This window comes from Curvibacter gracilis ATCC BAA-807 (genome assembly GCF_000518645.1).
GTDB lineage: Bacteria > Pseudomonadota > Gammaproteobacteria > Burkholderiales > Burkholderiaceae_C > Curvibacter > Curvibacter gracilis.
In genome coordinates this window covers 26066-43566 of sequence record NZ_JADZ01000012.1, presented here as the reverse complement: position 1 = coordinate 43566, position 17501 = coordinate 26066, and the positions used below count along the sequence as shown (strand labels likewise).

Genomic DNA, 17501 nt, shown 5'->3' with positions numbered 1-17501 from the left:
AGGACCCTGCTATGCCCGCCATGGTTTCACGCGGCCGCGGCCGCCGCACCATCAACGAGATCAACATGGTGCCCTTCATCGACGTGATGCTGGTGCTGCTGATCATCTTCATGGTGACCGCGCCCCTGATCACGCCCAGCAACATCGACCTGCCCAGCGTGGGCAAGGCCAGCAAGCAACCTGACCGCGTGGTGCAGGTGGTGATTGGCAAGGACGAAAAACTGGAGCTGCGCCGCCCCGGCAAGCCCGAAGAGACCCAGGCCATCAACCAGGCCGGCCTGGTGGCGGCCGTGCGTCAGGCCCAGGACGGCGACGACAACAACCCGGTCGTGATCAGTGCCGACCGCAACGTGAAATACGAGTCGGTGGTGAAGGTGATGGACGCCCTGCAGCGCGCCGGCGTCAAGCGCGTGGGCCTGTCGGTGCAACTGGCCCCCTGACCCGGGCCCCTGAGCTTCATGACGCACGCCCTCTCCGAACGCAACGAATTCGCGCCACCGCCGCAGCGCGGCATGGGCCGCGCGGTCGCCCTGGCCTTGCTGGCCCACGCGCTGCTGGTGGCCGGCCTGACCTTCAGCGTGCAATGGAAGCGCAGCGCCGAAGACACGGTGGCCGAGGCCGAGCTGTGGTCTGCCGTACCGCAAGAGGCCGCGCCACGCGCTGTCGAACCGCCGCCGCCCCCCCCTCCTCCACCGGCGCCGCCCGAAGAGATCGTCAAGCCCCGGCCCGCACCGCCGCCTGCCCCTGCGGTCAAGCCGCCACCGGCGCCGGATGAATCGCTCAAGGACGCCCAGATCGCCCTCGAGAAAGAGCGCAAGCGCAAGGAAATCGAGAAGAAAGAGCGCGAGCATCAGCGCGAACTCGAAAAGAAGGCGCAGGAGAAGAAAGAGCGCGAAAAGCAGGAAAAGCTGGAGAAGGAAAAAGCCCTGCAGCAAAAGCGCGAGGCCGACAAAGCCGCAGAGAAGGCCGCCGAAAAAGCCGCGGAAAAGAAACGCCAGGAACAACTGCAGCGCGAGAAAGACCTGGAGCGCAAGAAGCAGGAGGAAGCCGCCGACAAGCGCCGCGCAGCCGAGGCCGATGCCAAGCGCAAGAAGGACGCCGAAGCCGCCGACGCCAAGCGCGTCGAGGCGCAACGCGCCGACAACCTCAAGCGCATGGCTGGCCTGGCCGGCGCCAGCGGAGGCCCCAGTGCCACGGGCACCGCCCTGCGCTCGTCCGGACCCTCGGCCAGCTACGGCGGGCGCGTCAAGGCTGCTGTCAAACCCCGAATCGTCTTCACCGACGACCTGCCGAACAACCCGGTGGCCGAGGTGGAAGTGCGCCTGGCCCCCGACGGCACCATCGTGGGCCGCAAGCTGAGCAAATCCAGCGGCGTGGCCGCCTGGGACGAAGCCGTGCTCAAGGCCATCGACAAGACCGAAGTGCTGCCACGCGACACCGACGGCACCGTGCCTTCGTCGTTGGTGCTGGTGTTCCGGCCCAAGGACTGACGCGGTGGGCTTGACAGTCCTGGCGCTCTATCAGCCCTCTGTCAGTCCGTAACGCCAGTCCGGCGGTGGGCCAGCCACAGGCCGCCCCCAGGGCCTCACGATGGCCCGCCATGGCCTCAGACACTGACCACGACAGCGGCTACAAGCAACTGTTCTCCCACCCCGACATGGTGCGCGATCTGCTCACCGGTTTCGTACCGGGGCCCTGGCTCCAGGCTGCGCGCTTCGACACGTTAGAGCGCGTCAACGCCAGCTATGTCAGCGAATCCGACAAGCAACGCCACGACGACATGGTGTGGCGGCTGAAAGTGGGCCCGCGCTGGGTCTGGGTTTACCTGCTGCTGGAGTTTCAGAGTCAGGACGATCCGTGGATGGCGGTGCGCATGATGGTCTATGTGGGCCTGCTGGCCCAACACTTGATCAAGGAAAGGCAGCTGGAGGATGGGCGATTGCCCGCACTGATTCCCTTGGTGCTTTACAACGGCGCACACCCCTGGAAAGCACCCACCGATGCCGGCCACTGCTTTGCCCCCAGCCTACCCGGCCTGGCCCGGTTCCGCCCCAGACTCATGTACCACCTGATCGATGAGGCCCGGCTTCAGCTGTCAACTTCCTCCGACATCCGCAACGTGGTCGAAGCCTTGTTCAGACTTGAACGCAGCACGGGCCCCTCCGACATCATCGGCCTGATCAAGGCAGCGGGAAGCTTGCTGCAAGCCCCCGAGCAAAAGGCACTCAGACGCACACTGGATCTATGGTTTCGCCGTCTGATCCGTCGCAAAATGCCCGAAACCGCAGAACCCGATCTGGCCGCCATCCCCAACCTCTTTGAAGGAGCCCCCATGCTTGAGGAAACACTGGAGCGTATTTTCAAACAGGCCCACAAGGATGGCCTCAAAGCAGGTCGACAAGAAGGTCGCCAAGCGGGCTTCCAGGAGGGCCGTGAGGAAGGCCGTGTGGAAGGTCGCGAGGAAGGCCGTGAAGAAGGCATCACCCTGATGCTGCGGCGGGTGCTGGAACAGCGTTTTTCAACCTTGCCACCCTGGGCCGAGCAACGCTTGAACGAGGCCAGCCGCCAACAGCTCGATCGGTGGTCACAACACATGCTGAGCGCCCCCAACCTTGAAGCGCTCTTGAACCGGACAGAAGGCTGAACCGGCCTGAGCCCTTAAAATCCGCCTCAGCCGACGCAGTCGTGGCCGTGAGGTTCGACAGCGTCACCCTTTTTGCCAAGCGGCAGGCAGCCCCCGTCTGCTGCTCTGTGCCATCGTCACCGACCATCATGCCCCCCCGGATTGGCGATGTCGCCGACGCCTCTCAGGACGCCCCACCATGACCCTCAAAGCCCCCGAACTGCTGTTGCCGGCCGGTTCTCTCGAAAAGATGCGCGCCGCCTATGACTTTGGCGCCGATGCCGTGTATGCCGGCCAGCCCCGCTACTCACTGCGGGCGCGCAACAACGAGTTCCGCCTGGAGCAGATTGCCCAGGGCATTGGCGAAGCCCATGCACGCGGCAAGAAGTTCTTCGTCACCAGCAACCTGATCGCGCACAACGACAAGGTGCGCACCTACCTGCGCGACATCGAACCGGTGATCGAATGCCGCCCTGATGCCCTGATCATGGCCGACCCGGGCCTGATCATGATGGTGAAAGAGAAATGGCCCGAGACCGAAATCCACCTCTCGGTGCAGGCCAACACCACCAACTGGGCCACGGTCAAATTCTGGCAGAAGATGGGCGTGACCCGCATCATCCTGTCGCGCGAACTGAGCCTGGACGAGATCGAGAAAATCCGCCAGGAATGCCCCGACATGGAGATCGAAGTCTTTGTGCATGGCGCCCTGTGCATCGCCTACTCGGGCCGCTGCCTGCTGTCGGGCTACTTCAACCGGCGCGACCCGAACCAGGGCACCTGCACCAATGCCTGCCGCTGGGAGTACAAAACCCAGTCGGCCGCCATCGACCCCAACACCGGCGAGGCCCTGGCCCAGAAGTTGGACAAGGGCTTCAGCTTCGAGCAGGCCCGTGATGAGGCCGATGCCCAGTTCACCAGCACCTGCGGCAACCACCAACGTCACCCCGCCGCCGAGCAGGTCTACCTGATCGAAGAGCTGGGCCGCCCGGGCGAGCTGATGCCCATCATGGAAGACGAGCATGGCACCTACATCCTCAACTCCAAGGACTTGCGCGCCATCGAGTACGTCGAACGCCTGGCCCAGATCGGTGTCGATTCACTGAAGATCGAGGGCCGCACCAAATCGCTGTATTACGTGGCCCGCACGGCCCAAGCCTACCGCCGTGCCATCGACGACGCGGTGGCCGGCCGCCCCTTCAACCCGGCCTTGATCACCGATCTGGAAGGCCTGGCCAACCGCGGCTACACCACCGGCCTGCTGGACCGTCGCCCGGCCAACGACTATCAGAACTACGAAACCGGCCATTCCGTGGCCCACCGCAGCCAGTTTGTGGGCGAGGTGCGTGGCGCGGCCGACGGCTGGGTGGAAGTGGAAACCAAGAACCGCTTCGCCGTGGGCGACACGCTGGAGGTGATTCACCCCAGCGGCAACCAGATGCTCAAGCTCACCGAAATGCGCAACAGCGAAGGCCAGCCGGTCGATGTGGCCCAGGGCAACCCGATCAAGGTCTGGATCCCGCTGGAGGCCCGCTTTGCCGGCGCCTTGCTGGCCCGGGTATTTGAGCCCGAAGCGGTGGCGTGAGGGGCTTGAACGCCTAGCACAGATCCACCCCCCAACCACCCCAAAAGGCCTGCTTCGCAGGCCTTTTTTGCTCTTATTTCGGTAGCAAAATTCGCAGTTTTCAACACAGGGTTAACCCTGCTCAAACAGTAAGCAGCCTGTTGAAAGCCGCGCCAGTCAAGGCTTTGGCAGCTTGTTCATGCACTCACCCACAAAGTTGTCCACAGAAGCTGTGGACGAATGTGACAAGCTGGCGACAGGCCTGTGGCAGGGGCTCCGGCTACCAGATCACACGCGCCCAACACCCGCCTGTCGCGGGTGTGATCGCGCCGCCAACAGCGCTGCGGCAGCATGACCCCGATCAAGAGCCTACCGAGCACCCACCATGACTGAGACAAGCCCCGCCAACACGACCACCACCACCCACCACCGCATCTGCCCCCTGTGCGAGGCCTGCTGCGGCCTGGAAATCAAGGTCAGCGAGGGCCGGGTGACCCGCATCAGCGGCCATGCCGACGATGTGTTCAGCCAGGGCTACATCTGCCCCAAGGGCGCGGCGCTGAAAGACCTGCACGAAGACCCCGACCGCCTGCGCCAGCCCCTGATCAAGCGCAACGGCCAGTTCGAGCCCGCGAGCTGGGAAGAGGCCTATGCCGAGATCGAGCAGCGCCTGCAGGCCGTCCAGGCGCGCCATGGGCGGCACAGCGTGGCCGCCGTGGCCGGCAACCCCAGCGCCCACAAGATCGGGCTGATGCTCTACTACCCTCGTCTGCTCAAGGCCCTGGGCACGCGCAACATCTTCAGCGCCGCCACCCTGGATCAGATGCCACGTCATGTGGTCAGCGGGCTGATGTACGGGCACTGGATGAGCGTGCCGGTGCCCGACATCACCCGCACCGACTGGCTGCTGGTGCTGGGGGCCAACCCGGTGGCCAGCAACGGCAGCATGTGGACCGTGCCCGACTTCCGCGGCAAGGCCAAGGCCCTGCAGGCGCGTGGCGGCAAACTGATCGTGATCGACCCACGCCGCAGCGAAACCGCAGCCCTGGCCGATGAGCACCATTTCATCCGCCCTGGCGCCGACGTCTTCCTGCTGCTGGGCATGCTGCACACCGTGTTCAAGTCAGGCCTGGCTCGGGCCGGCGTGGCCGAAGGCCTGATCGGATCGCTGGAGGACCTGCGCCAGGCGGTGGCCCCCTTTGCACCCGAGGTGGTGGCCGAACGTTGTGGGTTGCCGGCCGAGACCATCGCCCGCCTCGCCACCGAGTTGGCCAGCACACCGCGCGCTGTGCTGTATGGCCGCATCGGCACCTGCACGCAGGATTTCGGTAGCTTGGCGACCTGGCTGATCGACCTGCTGAACCTGCTCACCGGCCACCTCGACCAGGTGGGGGGATCCATGTTCCCGAAGGCAGCCGCCTTTGCCGCCAACACGGCAGGCCCCGCCGGACAGGGCCGCGGGGTCAAGCTGGGTCGCTTCAGCAGCCGCGTCAGTGCGGCCCCCGAGGTGATGGGCGAACTGCCCATCAGCTGCCTGGCCGAAGAGATCGACACCCCGGGTGAAGGGGCTGTGCGGGCCTTGATCACGATCGCCACCAACCCGGTGCTCTCGGCACCCAACGGCGAGCGCCTGTCCAAGGCCCTGGGGCAGCTCGACTTCATGGTCAGCCTGGACATTTACCTCAACGAGACCACGCGCCATGCCGATGTGATCCTGCCCGCGCCCTCGCCGCTCGAAGACCTGCACTACGACGTGCCCTTCCCTCAGCTCTCGTGGCGCAACCACGCGCGTTACAGCGCGCCGGTCTTCCAGCGCGCCGCAGAGCAGCCGGCCGAATGGCAAAGCCTGCTGCGGCTGGCCGCCATCGCCCAGGACGCGCAAGGCCCCCAGGACAGCCAGACGCTGGACGACCAGTACTTTGCCGATGAGCTGAAGCGCCTGCCCGCCGAGCTGGCCGACGCCGCCCGCGCCGCCAGCGGCCACCTCCAGGGCCCGGACCGCCTGCTGGACCTGGCCCTGCGTGGCGGCCCCTATAAGCTGAGTCTGGATCAGGTGCGGGCCGCCCCGGCCGGGCTGGACCTGGGCGAGCTGCAGCCCCGCCTGCCCGAGTTGCTGCGCACACCCGATGGCCGCATCGACCTGACGCCGCCGGCGCTGATGCAAGACCTGCAACGCGCCACGGCCGCCCTGCATGAACCCGCCCCGGCCCTGACGCTGATCGGACGGCGCGACGTGCGCTCGAACAACAGCTGGATGCACAACCTGCCCATCCTGGCCAAAGGGCCCGAGCGCTGCACCCTGCTGGTCCACCCCAGCGACGCCCAGCGCCTGGGCCTGCAAGACGGCGCCCAGGCCCGCCTGAGCCGCAGCGACCAACCCGCCAACGCCCTGCTGGTGCCCGTGCAGCTCAGCGCGGCCATGATGCCCGGCGTGGTCAGCCTGCCGCACGGCTGGGGGCACGACCAAGCCGGAACGCAGCTGAACCTGGCAGCCGAGCGCCCCGGGGTCAATCTGAATGCATTGCTGGACGAACAAAGACGCGACCCACTGTCGGGCAATTCGGTCTTGAGCGGGGTGGCCGTCAGCCTCGCGGCCGCCTGAGCCTTCGTCGGCACCGCTTCGGAGGTATTTGTCACACTTTGGCTCTCGCAGACCCGACATGCCGTCACATGGCGAGGTTACAACCGGGTTTCATTCAACACCGGGAGTTCTCCATGGGCTTTTTCAGCAGCATTCTTTCCAAACTGGGCTTCGGCGAACAGGCCGTGGCCGCCGCCGAGCAAGCGCCCAGCGCGCCCACAGCGCCGGCGCCCACCGCAGGCCCCACGGCCATCAGCGAGGTCGACGTGCTGGGCCAACTGGAGGCACTGGCCGCCAGCCACGCCGAAAAGCTCAACTGGAAGGTCTCCATCGTCGACCTGATGAAGCTGCTGGGCCTGGACAGCAGCCTGGCCGCCCGCAAGGCGCTGGCCACCGAACTGGGCTGCCCGGCCGACCGGATGGGCGACTCCGCCGCCATGAACATCTGGCTGCACAAGACGGTGCTGCAAAAGCTGGCCGCCAATGGGGGCAATGTGCCGGCAGAGCTGCTGCACTGATCAGCCCCACAGCGCGCTCCTTGGGAAACCTGGGGTCGCCAGGCTGACAAAAACAAAAAGCCCCGCCGGTGTGATCCGGCGGGGCTTTCTTTTGGAAAAAGCGTTTCAGCCGCGAGGCTGAAACAAGGCCTTTTCAGGCCCTGGGTCCTCAGGCGCTCACGCCCTTGGCCACTTCTGCGTACTCTTCGATCTGGTTGAAGTTGAGGTACTTGTAGATCGAGGCGCCGTCCTTGTTCACGATGCCCATGGCTTCGTGGTACTCGGCCACGGTGGGCAGCTTGCCCAGCTTGGAGGCGATGGCGGCCAGTTCGGCCGAGCCCAGGAACACGTTGGTGTTCTTGCCCAGGCGGTTCGGGAAGTTGCGGGTGCTGGTCGAGATGACGGTGGCACCTTCGCGCACCTGGGCCTGGTTGCCCATGCACAGCGAGCAGCCCGGCATTTCGGTGCGGGCACCGGCGGTGCCGAAGGCGGCGTAATGGCCTTCCTTGATCAGCTCGCTCTGGTCCATCTTGGTCGGCGGGGCCACCCACAGCTTGACGGGGATATCGCGCTGGCCGCCCAGCAGCTTGGCTGCAGCGCGGAAGTGACCGATGTTGGTCATGCACGAACCGATGAAGGACTCATCGATCTTGGTGCCGGCCACTTCGGACAGGAACTTGGCGTCATCCGGGTCGTTCGGGCAGCAGACGATCGGCTCCTTGATGTCGGCCAGGTCGATCTCGATGACGGCCGCATATTCGGCGTCCTTGTCGGCTTCGAGCAGATTGGGCTGGGCCAGCCAGGCTTCGACCTTCTCGATGCGGCGTTGCAGGGTGCGGGCATCGGCGTAACCGTCGGCGATCATGTTCTTCATCAGCACGACGTTGCTGGTGAGGTATTCCTTGATCGGCTCGGGGTTGAGCTTGATGGTGCAGCCGGCAGCCGAGCGCTCGGCCGAGGCGTCGGACAGCTCGAACGCTTGCTCGACCTTGAGGTCAGGCAGGCCTTCGATTTCGAGGATGCGGCCCGAGAACACGTTCTTCTTGCCGGCCTTGGCCACGGTCAGCAGACCGGCCTTGATGGCGTACAGCGGGATGGCATGCACCAGGTCACGCAGGGTGACGCCGGGTTGCATCTGGCCCTTGAAGCGGACCAGCACCGATTCCGGCATGTCCAGGGGCATCACGCCGGTGGCGGCGCCGAAGGCCACCAGGCCGGAACCTGCCGGGAACGAGATACCGATCGGGAAGCGGGTGTGCGAGTCGCCACCGGTACCGACGGTGTCAGGCAGCAGCAGGCGGTTCAGCCAGCTGTGGATCACGCCGTCGCCCGGGCGCAGGGCCACGCCGCCGCGGCTGCTGATGAAGGCCGGCAGTTCGCGGTGGGTCTTGACGTCCACCGGCTTGGGGTAGGCTGCTGTGTGGCAGAAAGACTGCATCACCAGGTCGGCCGAGAAGCCCAGGCAAGCCAGGTCCTTCAGCTCGTCACGGGTCATGGGGCCGGTGGTGTCCTGCGAGCCCACGGTGGTCATCTTGGGTTCGCAGTAGGTGCCCGGGCGCACGCCTTGACCTTCGGGCAGGCCGACGGCGCGGCCAACCATCTTCTGGGCCAAGGTGAAGCCAGCGTTGGTGGCGGCAGGTGCCTGCGGCAGACGGAACAGGGTGGAAGCACCCAGGCCCAGGAATTCACGGGCCTTGGCGGTCAGCGAACGGCCGATGATCAGGTTGATACGGCCACCGGCGCGCACTTCGTCAAACAGCACATCGCTCTTGAGCTTGAACTCGGAGACGGTTTCGCCGTTCTTCACGATCTTGCCTTCGTACGGCAGGATGTCGACCACGTCGCCCATTTCGAGCTTGGACACATCGACTTCGATCGGCAGCGAGCCCGAGTCTTCTTGCGTGTTGAAGAAGATGGGGGCGATCTTGCCGCCCAGGGTCACGCCACCAAAGCGCTTGTTGGGCACGAAGGGGATGTCCTGGCCGGTGGCCCAGATCACGCTGTTGGTGGCCGATTTGCGGCTGGAGCCGGTGCCCACCACGTCGCCCACGTAGGCCACCAGGTGGCCCTTCTTCTTGAGGTCTTCGATGAACTGCATCGGACCGCGCTTGCCGTCTTCCTCGGGCTTGAAGGCCGCGTCAGGACGGGTGTTCTTCAGCATGGCCAGGTAGTGCAGCGGGATGTCCGGGCGGCTCCAGGCGTCAGGTGCGGGCGACAGGTCGTCGGTGTTGGTTTCGCCAGGCACCTTGAACACGGTGACGGTGATCTTCTTCTCGACTTCAGGCCGGGTGGTGAACCACTCGGCGTCAGCCCAGCTCTGCACGACTTCCTTGGCCTTGGCGTTGCCGGCCTTGGCCTTTTCGGCCACGTCGTTGAAGAAGTCGAACATCAGCAGGGTCTTCTTGAGGCCTTCGGCGGCCACGGCAGCCACTTCAGCGTCGTCCAGCAGTTCGATCAGGGGGTGCACGTTGTAGCCGCCCACCATGGTGCCCAGCAGCTCGGTGGCCTTGGCCTTGGAGATCAGGGCCACAGCGATGTCGCCATGCGCCACGGCAGCCAGGAAGCTGGCCTTGACCTTGGCGGCATCGTCCACGCCCGGGGGCACGCGATGGGTCAGCAGGTCGAGCAGGAAGGCGTCTTCACCCGCCGGCGGGTTCTTGATCAGTTCGATCAGGTCGGCGACTTGCTTGGCATCCAGCGGCAGGGGCGGAATGCCCAGGGCTGCGCGTTCGGCAGCGTGTTGGCGGTAGGCTTGCAACATGTTGTTCTCCTGTCAGTTCACTAAGGGGATAGTGGGGCGGTTTTTGAAAATCTGAAGTTCACTTGGCCAGCGCGGTGGCCGGGGTGTCAAGCAAGCTTGGGGCCGGGTTCTTGCGCAGGCTGTCGGCCACAATGGCCTGTTCCGGGCTCATGCACTCGTCGGCCAGGCGTTGGCCCAGCTTCTGGTTCATCAGCATCGATTTGTTGGCGATCTGGATCCACACGGCGCCAGCCTTCTCGTCTTCCAGGCGCAGAGCACCTGTGCGGCTCGCCACCGGCGACATGCGGTACTTGAAGCCCTTGCCCACCACATTGAAGTAGCCGGGGGCCTTCTCGTCGGCCGTGACGGTCACGTAGGCACCCAGCTCGCAGGGGATGCGGCCGGTGTGCACACGGTCGGCCAGGGCCAGCTCTTCGGGCGACAGGGCGGCCTCGGCGGCCTCCACACCGGCGGCCATGTTCTTGGCGGTGCTCTTGATTTCGGTGCGGCTGGCGCTGGGCTTGGCCTTGGCCTTGGCGCTCTTTTCGCTGTGGGCCTTGTGGGCCGTGTCAGCCGTCGGATTCTGGGCCAGGGCCAGGGTGCTGGCACCCAGGATCAGGGCTGCTGCGATCAGATGTTTCATGCTTGTAACTCCCGGGGTCGGTCAAGGGTGGGCAGGCGCGAAATACGCCTGCGCCTCGGCAGGCAGGGCGCAGCCGGTTTGGTGGGCGCGCTCCAGCACTTGCCAGAAATAACGGTAACTCGCGCGGTCATGCAGCTGCGAGGCGTGGCTGATCGGGGCCCAATCAGCGGCCTCCGCCGCCATGATGATGCGCGTTGCGGTCTCGATCTCCCGCTCATCGGGCGAAAAGGCCTCGAGGATGGGCTGGATTTGCGAAGGGTGGATGCTCCACATGCGGGCATAGCCGAACTCACGCGCGGCCTTCTGGGCGGCGGCGCGCATCACGGCCATGTCGCTGAATTCGGTGACCACGCAATGCGAGGGCACTTTGCCGTGGGCGTGGGCCGCCGAGGCGATCTCAAGCTTGGCACGCACCACCAGCGGGTGGGTGAACTGCCCGGCAGCCCCCATGCCCGCAGAGGGAATCGCACCCGCGTGGGCCGAGACGAAGTCCATCAGGCCGAAGCTCAGCGACTGCACCTGGGGGCAGGCCGCGATGTCGAAGGCACGGTGGACGGCGGCAGGCGACTCGATCAGCACCTGCAGCGGAAGATCAGGGTGGCCCGCAGCCGCCAGGGCACGGGCTGCGCGCTCGACGTCTTGCACAGATTCCACCTTGGGCACCATCACATGGCACAGGCGGGCTCCGGCGCGACCCACGATGGTCTGCACGTCGGCGTCAAAAGAGGGGTGGTCGACCGGGTGGACACGGGCCGCCACGCGGGCGCCGGGCGCAGCGCCCAGGGCCAGCTCGGCGACCAGCGCGGCATGTTCTGCCTCGCCACCGGCCGGAGCGCCGTCTTCGCAGTCAAGGGTGACGTCGAAGACACAGGTGCCCAGGCGCTCGGTCATCTCTGCCTGCAGCTGCAGGCTTTTGCGCATCCGCAGCTCAACGCCGCTGTAATGGTCACAGACCGGCAACAGGCCCCTTTGGGCCTGGGCTTCCAGCAAGACGTCGCGCGGATGCTTCTTCACGGATTGCAGTCCGATCAGAGCAGGTGGGCCACGCCAGCTTGCTCGTCGGTCAGTTCCTTCAGGGTCTTGTCGATGCATTCTTGCGAGAAGGCGTCGATTTCCAGACCTTGAACGATCTTGTACTCACCGTTTTCAGTGGTGACCGGGAAGCCGAACATGACGTCCTTGGGGATGCCGTAGGAGCCATCCGACGGGATGCCCATGGTGACCCACTTGCCGTTGGTGCCCAGGGCCCAGTCGCGCATGTGGTCGATGGCGGCGTTGGCAGCCGAAGCAGCCGACGACAGGCCGCGGGCGGCGATGATGGCGGCGCCACGCTTGCCCACGGTGGGCAGGAAGGTTTCGCGGTTCCAGGTTTCGTCGTTGATCAGGGCCTTGACCGACTCACCACCGATGGTGGCGAAACGGTAGTCGGCGTACATGGTGGGCGAGTGGTTGCCCCACACGGCCAACTTTTCGATGTCCGACACGGCCTTGCCGGTCTTGGCAGCCAGTTGCGAGGCAGCGCGGTTGTGGTCCAGGCGCAGCATGGCGGTGAAGTTCTTGGCCGGCAGATCCGGGGCCGACTTCATGGCGATGTAGGCGTTGGTGTTGGCGGGGTTGCCGACCACCAGCACCTTGACGTTGCGCGAAGCCACGGCGTTCAGGGCCTTGCCCTGGCCGATGAAGATGGCGCCGTTGACAGCCAGCAGCTCGGCACGTTCCATGCCCGGGCCGCGCGGACGCGAACCCACCAGCAGGGCGTAGTCGGTGTCCTTGAAGGCGGTCATCGGGTCGCTGTGGGCTTCAATGCCGGCCAGCAGCGGGAAGGCGCAGTCTTCGAGCTCCATGATCACGCCCTTGAGCGCGTTCTGGGCCTTTTCGTCGGGGATTTCCAGCAATTGCAGGATCACCGGCTGGTCCTTGCCCAGCATTTCGCCGGAGGCGATGCGGAACAGCAGGGCGTAACCAATTTGGCCTGCGGCGCCGGTAACGGCAACACGGACGGGCTTTTTGCTCATGAGGAACTCCAGGAGGTTGTGTAAAACGGGTGTCGCCACAGTGCTGGACCTGTCCCAGGAACTAGCGTCCGAGCCTGCGAAACAGCACAAGAGTGTACTCTCGTTACAGGACCTCGGTCAATTTGTCTTATGTCTTATATAAGATATGATGCGAACCCGCGCCGCGTTGAAAAATTCACGCGGACCACGCCAAGCCCGATGCCACCCGACGCCACCATGCCACCGCCCTCGCTGAGCCTTTCCGACGCCAGTTCCCCGGACGCGGGCGGCATGGTCACCCCCGCCTTCAGCCCACTGTACCAACAGATCAAAGGCCTGATCCTGCAAAGCCTGCAGGCGGGCGACTGGAAGCCCGGCGAGGCCATCCCCAGTGAGATGGATCTGGCTGCGCGCTACCGGGTCAGCCAGGGCACGGTGCGCAAGGCCATCGATGAGTTGGCGGCCGACAACCTGGTGGTGCGCCGCCAGGGCAAGGGGACCTTCGTGGCCACCCATGCCGAGCAGCACGTCCAGTACCGCTTCCTGAAGCTCAAACCCGATGTCGGCGACATCGCGGCCGAAGGCCCGGCCCAGCGCACCATCATCGAGTGCCGGCGCGCCCGCGCCAGCGCCGAAGTGGCGCGCCCCCTGGCCCTGCGCAGCGGCGACGCCGTGCTGCAGGTGCGCAGGATCCTCGCCTTCGGCGGCGTGCCCACCATCCTGGAAGACCTCTGGTTGCCGGGTCAGGCTTTCAAGGGCCTGACAGCCGAGCAAATGGCTCAGTTTCATGGCGCCACCTACGCCATGTTCGAGCTCGAATTTGGCGTGCGCATGGTCCGCGCCGAAGAAAAAATCAAGGCCGTCCTGCCCGACGAAACACAGGCCCGTCTGCTGCAGATCAGCCCGCAAACCCCTCTGCTGAGCGTGGAGCGCGTGGCCTACACCTACAACAACACCCCCATGGAACTGCGGCGCGGTCTTTACCGCACCGACACCCATCACTACAGGAACGAACTCAACTAAAGAAAGAAGCTGCACCAACTTGATGAGAAACGTCGAAAATAGGCGCCGTCCCAAGCCCCCCATTGCTGCATTGCAATAGAATTTTGGGTCGTTCGCATTTACGAAATTACAGAGCAGTTACATCCACGAAAGCACATCCAATGTCCGAACTCGCAAAAAAGCGGCCAGAGTTCCGCAACATCAACGCCTTCAAGGACCTGACCACCTACCGCCTGCCCCCGGCCGGTTGGGTGTCGATTCTTCACCGCGCCAGCGGCGTCATCATGTTCTTGCTGATGCCCTTCATCATCTGGATGTTTGACGTTTCCGTCTCCTCCGAAATTTCGTTTTCGAAGTTCAAGGCCGCTTTCAACAGCGGCCTTGGTTTTGTTCCGGGCGCCTTCATCAAGCTGGTGGCCCTGGCCCTGATCTGGGCCTACCTGCACCACTTCATCGCCGGCCTGCGCCACCTCTACATGGACGTGAACCACGCCGTGAGCAAGGAGTTCGGCAAGAGCTCCGCCCTCGTGACCCTCACCCTGAGCATCGCCCTCACTTTGGTGCTCGGCGCCAAGCTGTTCGGCCTCTACTGATTACACAGGAGCAACACCCCATGTCCGTCAATTACGGCTCCAAGCGCATCGTCGTCGGTGCTCACTATGGTCTGCGCGACTGGCTGGCCCAGCGCATCACCGGCGGCCTGATGGCCCTGTTCACGATCATCTTGCTGGCCCAGGTGCTTCTGGGCTCGGGCCCCATCGGCTACGACAAGTGGGCCGGCATCTTCTCGGCCCAGTGGATGAAGGCCCTGACCTTCTCGGTCATCATCGCCCTGCTCTACCACGTCTGGATCGGCGTGCGCGACATCTTCATGGACTACGTCAAGCCCGTCGGTCTCCGTCTCACCCTGCAAATCTTCTCCATTGTCTGGCTCGTCAGCTGCGCTGGCTGGGCGATTCAAATCCTGTGGAGACTGTAAAAAATGACTTACTCGAAATCTGGCATCACCACCCGCAAGTTTGACGTCGTCATCGTGGGGGCCGGCGGCTCCGGCATGCGCGCATCGCTGCAACTGGCCCGTGCTGGCCTGAACGTGGCCGTCCTGTCCAAAGTGTTCCCCACCCGCTCGCACACCGTGGCGGCGCAAGGCGGCATCGGCGCCTCGCTGGGCAACATGTCCGAAGACAACTGGCACTATCACTTCTACGACACCATCAAGGGCTCCGACTGGCTCGGCGACCAGGATGCGATCGAATTCATGTGCCAGGAAGCGCCCAAGGTCGTGTACGACCTCGAGCACATGGGCATGCCCTTCGACCGCAACCCGGACGGCACCATCTACCAGCGTCCCTTCGGCGGCCACACCGCCAACTACGGCGAAAAGCCGGTGCAACGTGCTTGCGCGGCCGCTGACCGCACCGGTCACGCCATGCTGCACACCCTGTACCAGCAAAACGTCAAGGCCAAGACCAGCTTCTTCGTCGAGTGGATGGCCCTGGACCTGATCCGCGACGCCGAAGGCGACGTGGTCGGCGTCACCGCCCTCGAAATGGAAACCGGTGACCTGCACGTGCTGCACGCCAAGACCGTGCTGCTGGCCACCGGCGGTGCCGGCCGCATCTTCGCGGCCTCCACCAACGCCTTCATCAACACCGGCGACGGTCTGGGCATGGCCGCTCGTGCCGGCATCGCGCTGCAGGACATGGAGTTCTGGCAGTTCCACCCCACCGGCGTGGCCGGTGCCGGCGTGCTGCTGACCGAAGGCTGCCGTGGCGAAGGCGCGATTCTGCTCAACAGCAATGGCGAACGCTTCATGGAGCGCTATGCGCCCACCCTGAAGGATCTGGCCCCGCGTGACTTCGTGTCGCGCTCGATGGACCAGGAAATCAAGGAAGGCCGTGGCTGCGGTCCCAACAAGGACTACATCCTGCTGAAGCTGGACCACCTGGGTGCCGAAACCATCCACAAGCGCCTGCCTTCGGTGTACGAAATCGGTGTGAACTTCGCCAACGTCGACATCACCCGCGAACCGATCCCGGTCGTGCCCACCATCCACTATCAGATGGGCGGTATCTCGACCAACGTCAATGGTCAGGTCGTGGTGCAGAACGGTGACGTTCACAACCAGGTCGTCAATGGCCTGTACGCCGTGGGTGAATGCTCCTGCGTGTCGGTGCACGGCGCCAACCGCCTGGGCACCAACTCGCTGCTCGACCTGCTGGTGTTCGGCCGCGCTGCCGGCAACCACATCGTCGAATTCGCCAGCCGCACCAAGTCGCACAAGCCGCTGCCGGCCGACGCTGCCGACTACACCCTGGAGCGCCTGAACCGTCTGGACAACGCCAAGAACGGCGAATACGCCCAGAACGTGGCCAACGACATCCGCGCTGCGATGCAGCAGCACGCCGGCGTGTTCCGCACCCAGGCTGGCATGGACGAAGGCGTGGTCAAGATCGCTGAACTGCGCGAACGCGCCAAGAGCGTGGGTCTGGCCGACAACTCCAAGGTGTTCAACACCGCGCGCATCGAAGCGCTGGAAGTCGACAACCTGATCGAAGCCGCCCAGGCCACCATGGTCTCGGCCGCTGCCCGCCGTGAATGCCGTGGCGCCCACACCGTGGACGACTACGAACATCCGGCCGACCACCCCACCGCGCCGCTGGGCCGCGACGACGCCAACTGGATGAAGCACACCCTGTGGCACAGCGCTTCCAACAGCCTGACCTACAAGCCCGTGAACCTGAAGCCGCGCACCGTCGAATCCGTGCCGCCCAAGGTCCGCACGTTCTGATCCGTCCCGCACGAAAGCCCACGATATGACGAAACGTACTTTTCAGATCTACCGCTACGATCCGGACAAGGATGCCAAGCCCTACATGCAGACCATCGAGATCGAACTCGACGGTCACGAACGCATGCTGCTGGACGCCCTGATCAAGCTCAAGGCCCAAGACCCCAGCATCGCCTTCCGCCGCTCCTGCCGCGAAGGGGTTTGCGGCTCCGACGCCATGAACATCAACGGCAAGAACGGTCTGGCCTGCCTGACGAACATGAACACGCTCAAGGGCGTGATCACGCTCAAGCCGCTGCCCGGTCTGCCGGTCATCCGCGACCTGATCGTGGACATGACCCAGTTCTTCAAGCAGTACAACTCGATCAAGCCTTACCTGATCAACGACAACGTGCCGCCCGAGAAGGAGCGCCTGCAGTCGCCCGAAGAGCGTGAAGAGCTCAACGGCCTGTACGAGTGCATTCTGTGCGCCAGCTGCTCGACCAGCTGCCCCAGCTTCTGGTGGAACCCCGACAAGTTCGTGGGCCCCGCCGGTCTGCTGCAGGCCTATCGCTTCATCGCGGACAGCCGCGACGAAGCCACCACCGAGCGCCTGGACAACCTCGAAGACCCGTACCGTCTGTTCCGTTGCCACACCATCATGAACTGCGTCGATGTCTGCCCCAAGGGCCTGAACCCGACCAAGGCGATTGGCAAGATCAAGGAACTGATGGTCCGTCGGGCCGTTTGATGGTTCTGGCATGAAACTTGATCTGCCCAGTCACCTCGGAGATGACGGCGAGCTCGCCCAGCGGGCCGCCGACGAACCCTTGGGTGAACGTGCCTACAGCAAGCTGCAGTGGCGCTGCCGCCGTGGCCTGCTGGAAAACGACCTGTTCATCGAGAAGTTCTTCACCCGGCACGGCACCCACCTCACCGTGGGCCACGCCCGGGGCATGTATGCCTTGATGGACCTGGCAGACAACGATCTGCTCGACCTGCTGCTGCGCCGCAAGCCGCTGGCCGAGGCATTGGACACTGAAGAAGTGCGTGCAGTACTGGCCCTGCTGACCCCCTGAGGCCTCAT

Annotated in this window: 16 protein-coding genes; 12 read left to right on the top strand and 4 right to left on the bottom strand. The window is 64.6% G+C overall.

Annotation, left to right across the window (positions count from 1 at the left end; genetic code table 11):
- Positions 1–11: 11 nt before the first annotated feature.
- From tolR to L880_RS0109830, 6 genes are all read left to right on the top strand, one after another.
- On the top strand, positions 12–440 hold the full coding sequence (gene tolR / locus L880_RS0109855) for a protein TolR (protein ID WP_027475536.1): 429 nt from the start codon (positions 12–14) through the stop codon (positions 438–440).
- Between the two features lie 18 nt (positions 441–458).
- Entirely contained in the window at positions 459–1490 is a 1032-nt protein-coding gene (gene tolA / locus L880_RS0109850) for a cell envelope integrity protein TolA (protein WP_027475535.1), read from the top strand.
- A gap of 110 nt (positions 1491–1600) precedes the next feature.
- Positions 1601–2644, top strand: a complete 1044-nt coding sequence (locus L880_RS0109845; protein WP_027475534.1) for an Rpn family recombination-promoting nuclease/putative transposase — start codon at positions 1601–1603, stop codon at positions 2642–2644.
- A 178-nt stretch (positions 2645–2822) separates the two neighbouring features.
- The gene (gene trhP, locus L880_RS0109840) at positions 2823–4208 is read left to right on the top strand and encodes a prephenate-dependent tRNA uridine(34) hydroxylase TrhP (RefSeq protein WP_027475533.1); all 1386 of its coding nucleotides are present in this window, start codon (positions 2823–2825) and stop codon (positions 4206–4208) included.
- Between the two features lie 364 nt (positions 4209–4572).
- On the top strand, positions 4573–6789 hold the full coding sequence (locus L880_RS0109835) for a molybdopterin-dependent oxidoreductase (RefSeq protein WP_027475532.1): 2217 nt from the start codon (positions 4573–4575) through the stop codon (positions 6787–6789).
- 113 nt (positions 6790–6902) lie between these two features.
- Positions 6903–7286 (top strand): DUF3597 domain-containing protein, encoded by a 384-nt coding sequence (locus L880_RS0109830; RefSeq protein ID WP_027475531.1) that lies wholly within the window; start codon positions 6903–6905, stop codon positions 7284–7286.
- A 148-nt stretch (positions 7287–7434) separates the two neighbouring features.
- On the opposite strand, the gene acnB is transcribed toward L880_RS0109830, so the two are convergent.
- The 4 genes from acnB to L880_RS0109810 are packed head-to-tail and all read right to left on the bottom strand — an operon-like array spanning position 7435 to position 12663.
- Complete coding sequence (gene acnB / locus L880_RS0109825) at positions 7435–10026, bottom strand: bifunctional aconitate hydratase 2/2-methylisocitrate dehydratase (RefSeq protein WP_027475530.1); 2592 nt, start codon at positions 10024–10026, stop codon at positions 7435–7437.
- A gap of 58 nt (positions 10027–10084) precedes the next feature.
- Positions 10085–10648, bottom strand: a complete 564-nt coding sequence (locus L880_RS0109820) for a hypothetical protein (RefSeq protein WP_027475529.1) — start codon at positions 10646–10648, stop codon at positions 10085–10087.
- A gap of 21 nt (positions 10649–10669) precedes the next feature.
- A complete protein-coding gene (locus L880_RS0109815) occupies positions 10670–11662 on the bottom strand; it encodes an HpcH/HpaI aldolase/citrate lyase family protein (RefSeq protein ID WP_027475528.1) in 993 nt (330 codons plus the stop codon).
- A 14-nt stretch (positions 11663–11676) separates the two neighbouring features.
- Complete coding sequence (locus tag L880_RS0109810; protein ID WP_027475527.1) at positions 11677–12663, bottom strand: malate dehydrogenase; 987 nt, start codon at positions 12661–12663, stop codon at positions 11677–11679.
- Between the two features lie 216 nt (positions 12664–12879).
- On the opposite strand from L880_RS0109810, the gene L880_RS0109805 reads away from it, so the two are divergent.
- The 6 genes from L880_RS0109805 to L880_RS0109780 all read left to right on the top strand — a co-directional run bounded on the left by L880_RS0109805 (position 12880) and on the right by L880_RS0109780 (position 17493).
- A complete protein-coding gene (locus L880_RS0109805; protein WP_027475526.1) occupies positions 12880–13665 on the top strand; it encodes a GntR family transcriptional regulator in 786 nt (261 codons plus the stop codon).
- 140 nt (positions 13666–13805) lie between these two features.
- Complete coding sequence (sdhC, locus tag L880_RS0109800) at positions 13806–14237, top strand: succinate dehydrogenase, cytochrome b556 subunit (protein ID WP_019574363.1); 432 nt, start codon at positions 13806–13808, stop codon at positions 14235–14237.
- Between the two features lie 20 nt (positions 14238–14257).
- Positions 14258–14623: a succinate dehydrogenase, hydrophobic membrane anchor protein gene (gene sdhD / locus L880_RS0109795; RefSeq protein ID WP_019574362.1), complete on the top strand. Its 366-nt coding sequence runs from the start codon at positions 14258–14260 to the stop codon at positions 14621–14623.
- A 3-nt stretch (positions 14624–14626) separates the two neighbouring features.
- A complete protein-coding gene (gene sdhA, locus L880_RS0109790; protein ID WP_027475525.1) occupies positions 14627–16435 on the top strand; it encodes a succinate dehydrogenase flavoprotein subunit in 1809 nt (602 codons plus the stop codon).
- Between the two features lie 25 nt (positions 16436–16460).
- Positions 16461–17165, top strand: coding sequence for a succinate dehydrogenase iron-sulfur subunit (locus L880_RS0109785; protein WP_019574360.1), 705 nt, complete (start codon positions 16461–16463; stop codon positions 17163–17165).
- Between the two features lie 10 nt (positions 17166–17175).
- A complete protein-coding gene (locus L880_RS0109780) occupies positions 17176–17493 on the top strand; it encodes a succinate dehydrogenase assembly factor 2 (protein ID WP_027475524.1) in 318 nt (105 codons plus the stop codon).
- Positions 17494–17501: the final 8 nt, after the last annotated feature.

Bases quoted from the DNA above. Each gene is read 5' to 3' on its own strand.
- L880_RS0109805 (WP_027475526.1), top strand. From the start codon at position 12,880: ATGCCACCGCCCTCGCTGAGCCTTTCCGACGCCAGTTCCCCGGACGCG.
- L880_RS0109845 (WP_027475534.1), top strand. From the start codon at position 1,601: ATGGCCTCAGACACTGACCACGACAGCGGCTACAAGCAACTGTTCTCC.
- L880_RS0109780 (WP_027475524.1), top strand. From the start codon at position 17,176: ATGAAACTTGATCTGCCCAGTCACCTCGGAGATGACGGCGAGCTCGCC.
- L880_RS0109820 (WP_027475529.1), bottom strand. From the start codon at position 10,648: ATGAAACATCTGATCGCAGCAGCCCTGATCCTGGGTGCCAGCACCCTG.
- sdhA (WP_027475525.1), top strand. From the start codon at position 14,627: ATGACTTACTCGAAATCTGGCATCACCACCCGCAAGTTTGACGTCGTC.
- sdhC (WP_019574363.1), top strand. From the start codon at position 13,806: ATGTCCGAACTCGCAAAAAAGCGGCCAGAGTTCCGCAACATCAACGCC.
- L880_RS0109835 (WP_027475532.1), top strand. From the start codon at position 4,573: ATGACTGAGACAAGCCCCGCCAACACGACCACCACCACCCACCACCGC.
- trhP (WP_027475533.1), top strand. From the start codon at position 2,823: ATGACCCTCAAAGCCCCCGAACTGCTGTTGCCGGCCGGTTCTCTCGAA.
- tolA (WP_027475535.1), top strand. From the start codon at position 459: ATGACGCACGCCCTCTCCGAACGCAACGAATTCGCGCCACCGCCGCAG.
- L880_RS0109810 (WP_027475527.1), bottom strand. From the start codon at position 12,663: ATGAGCAAAAAGCCCGTCCGTGTTGCCGTTACCGGCGCCGCAGGCCAA.
- tolR (WP_027475536.1), top strand. From the start codon at position 12: ATGCCCGCCATGGTTTCACGCGGCCGCGGCCGCCGCACCATCAACGAG.
- acnB (WP_027475530.1), bottom strand. From the start codon at position 10,026: ATGTTGCAAGCCTACCGCCAACACGCTGCCGAACGCGCAGCCCTGGGC.
- L880_RS0109830 (WP_027475531.1), top strand. From the start codon at position 6,903: ATGGGCTTTTTCAGCAGCATTCTTTCCAAACTGGGCTTCGGCGAACAG.
- sdhD (WP_019574362.1), top strand. From the start codon at position 14,258: ATGTCCGTCAATTACGGCTCCAAGCGCATCGTCGTCGGTGCTCACTAT.
- L880_RS0109785 (WP_019574360.1), top strand. From the start codon at position 16,461: ATGACGAAACGTACTTTTCAGATCTACCGCTACGATCCGGACAAGGAT.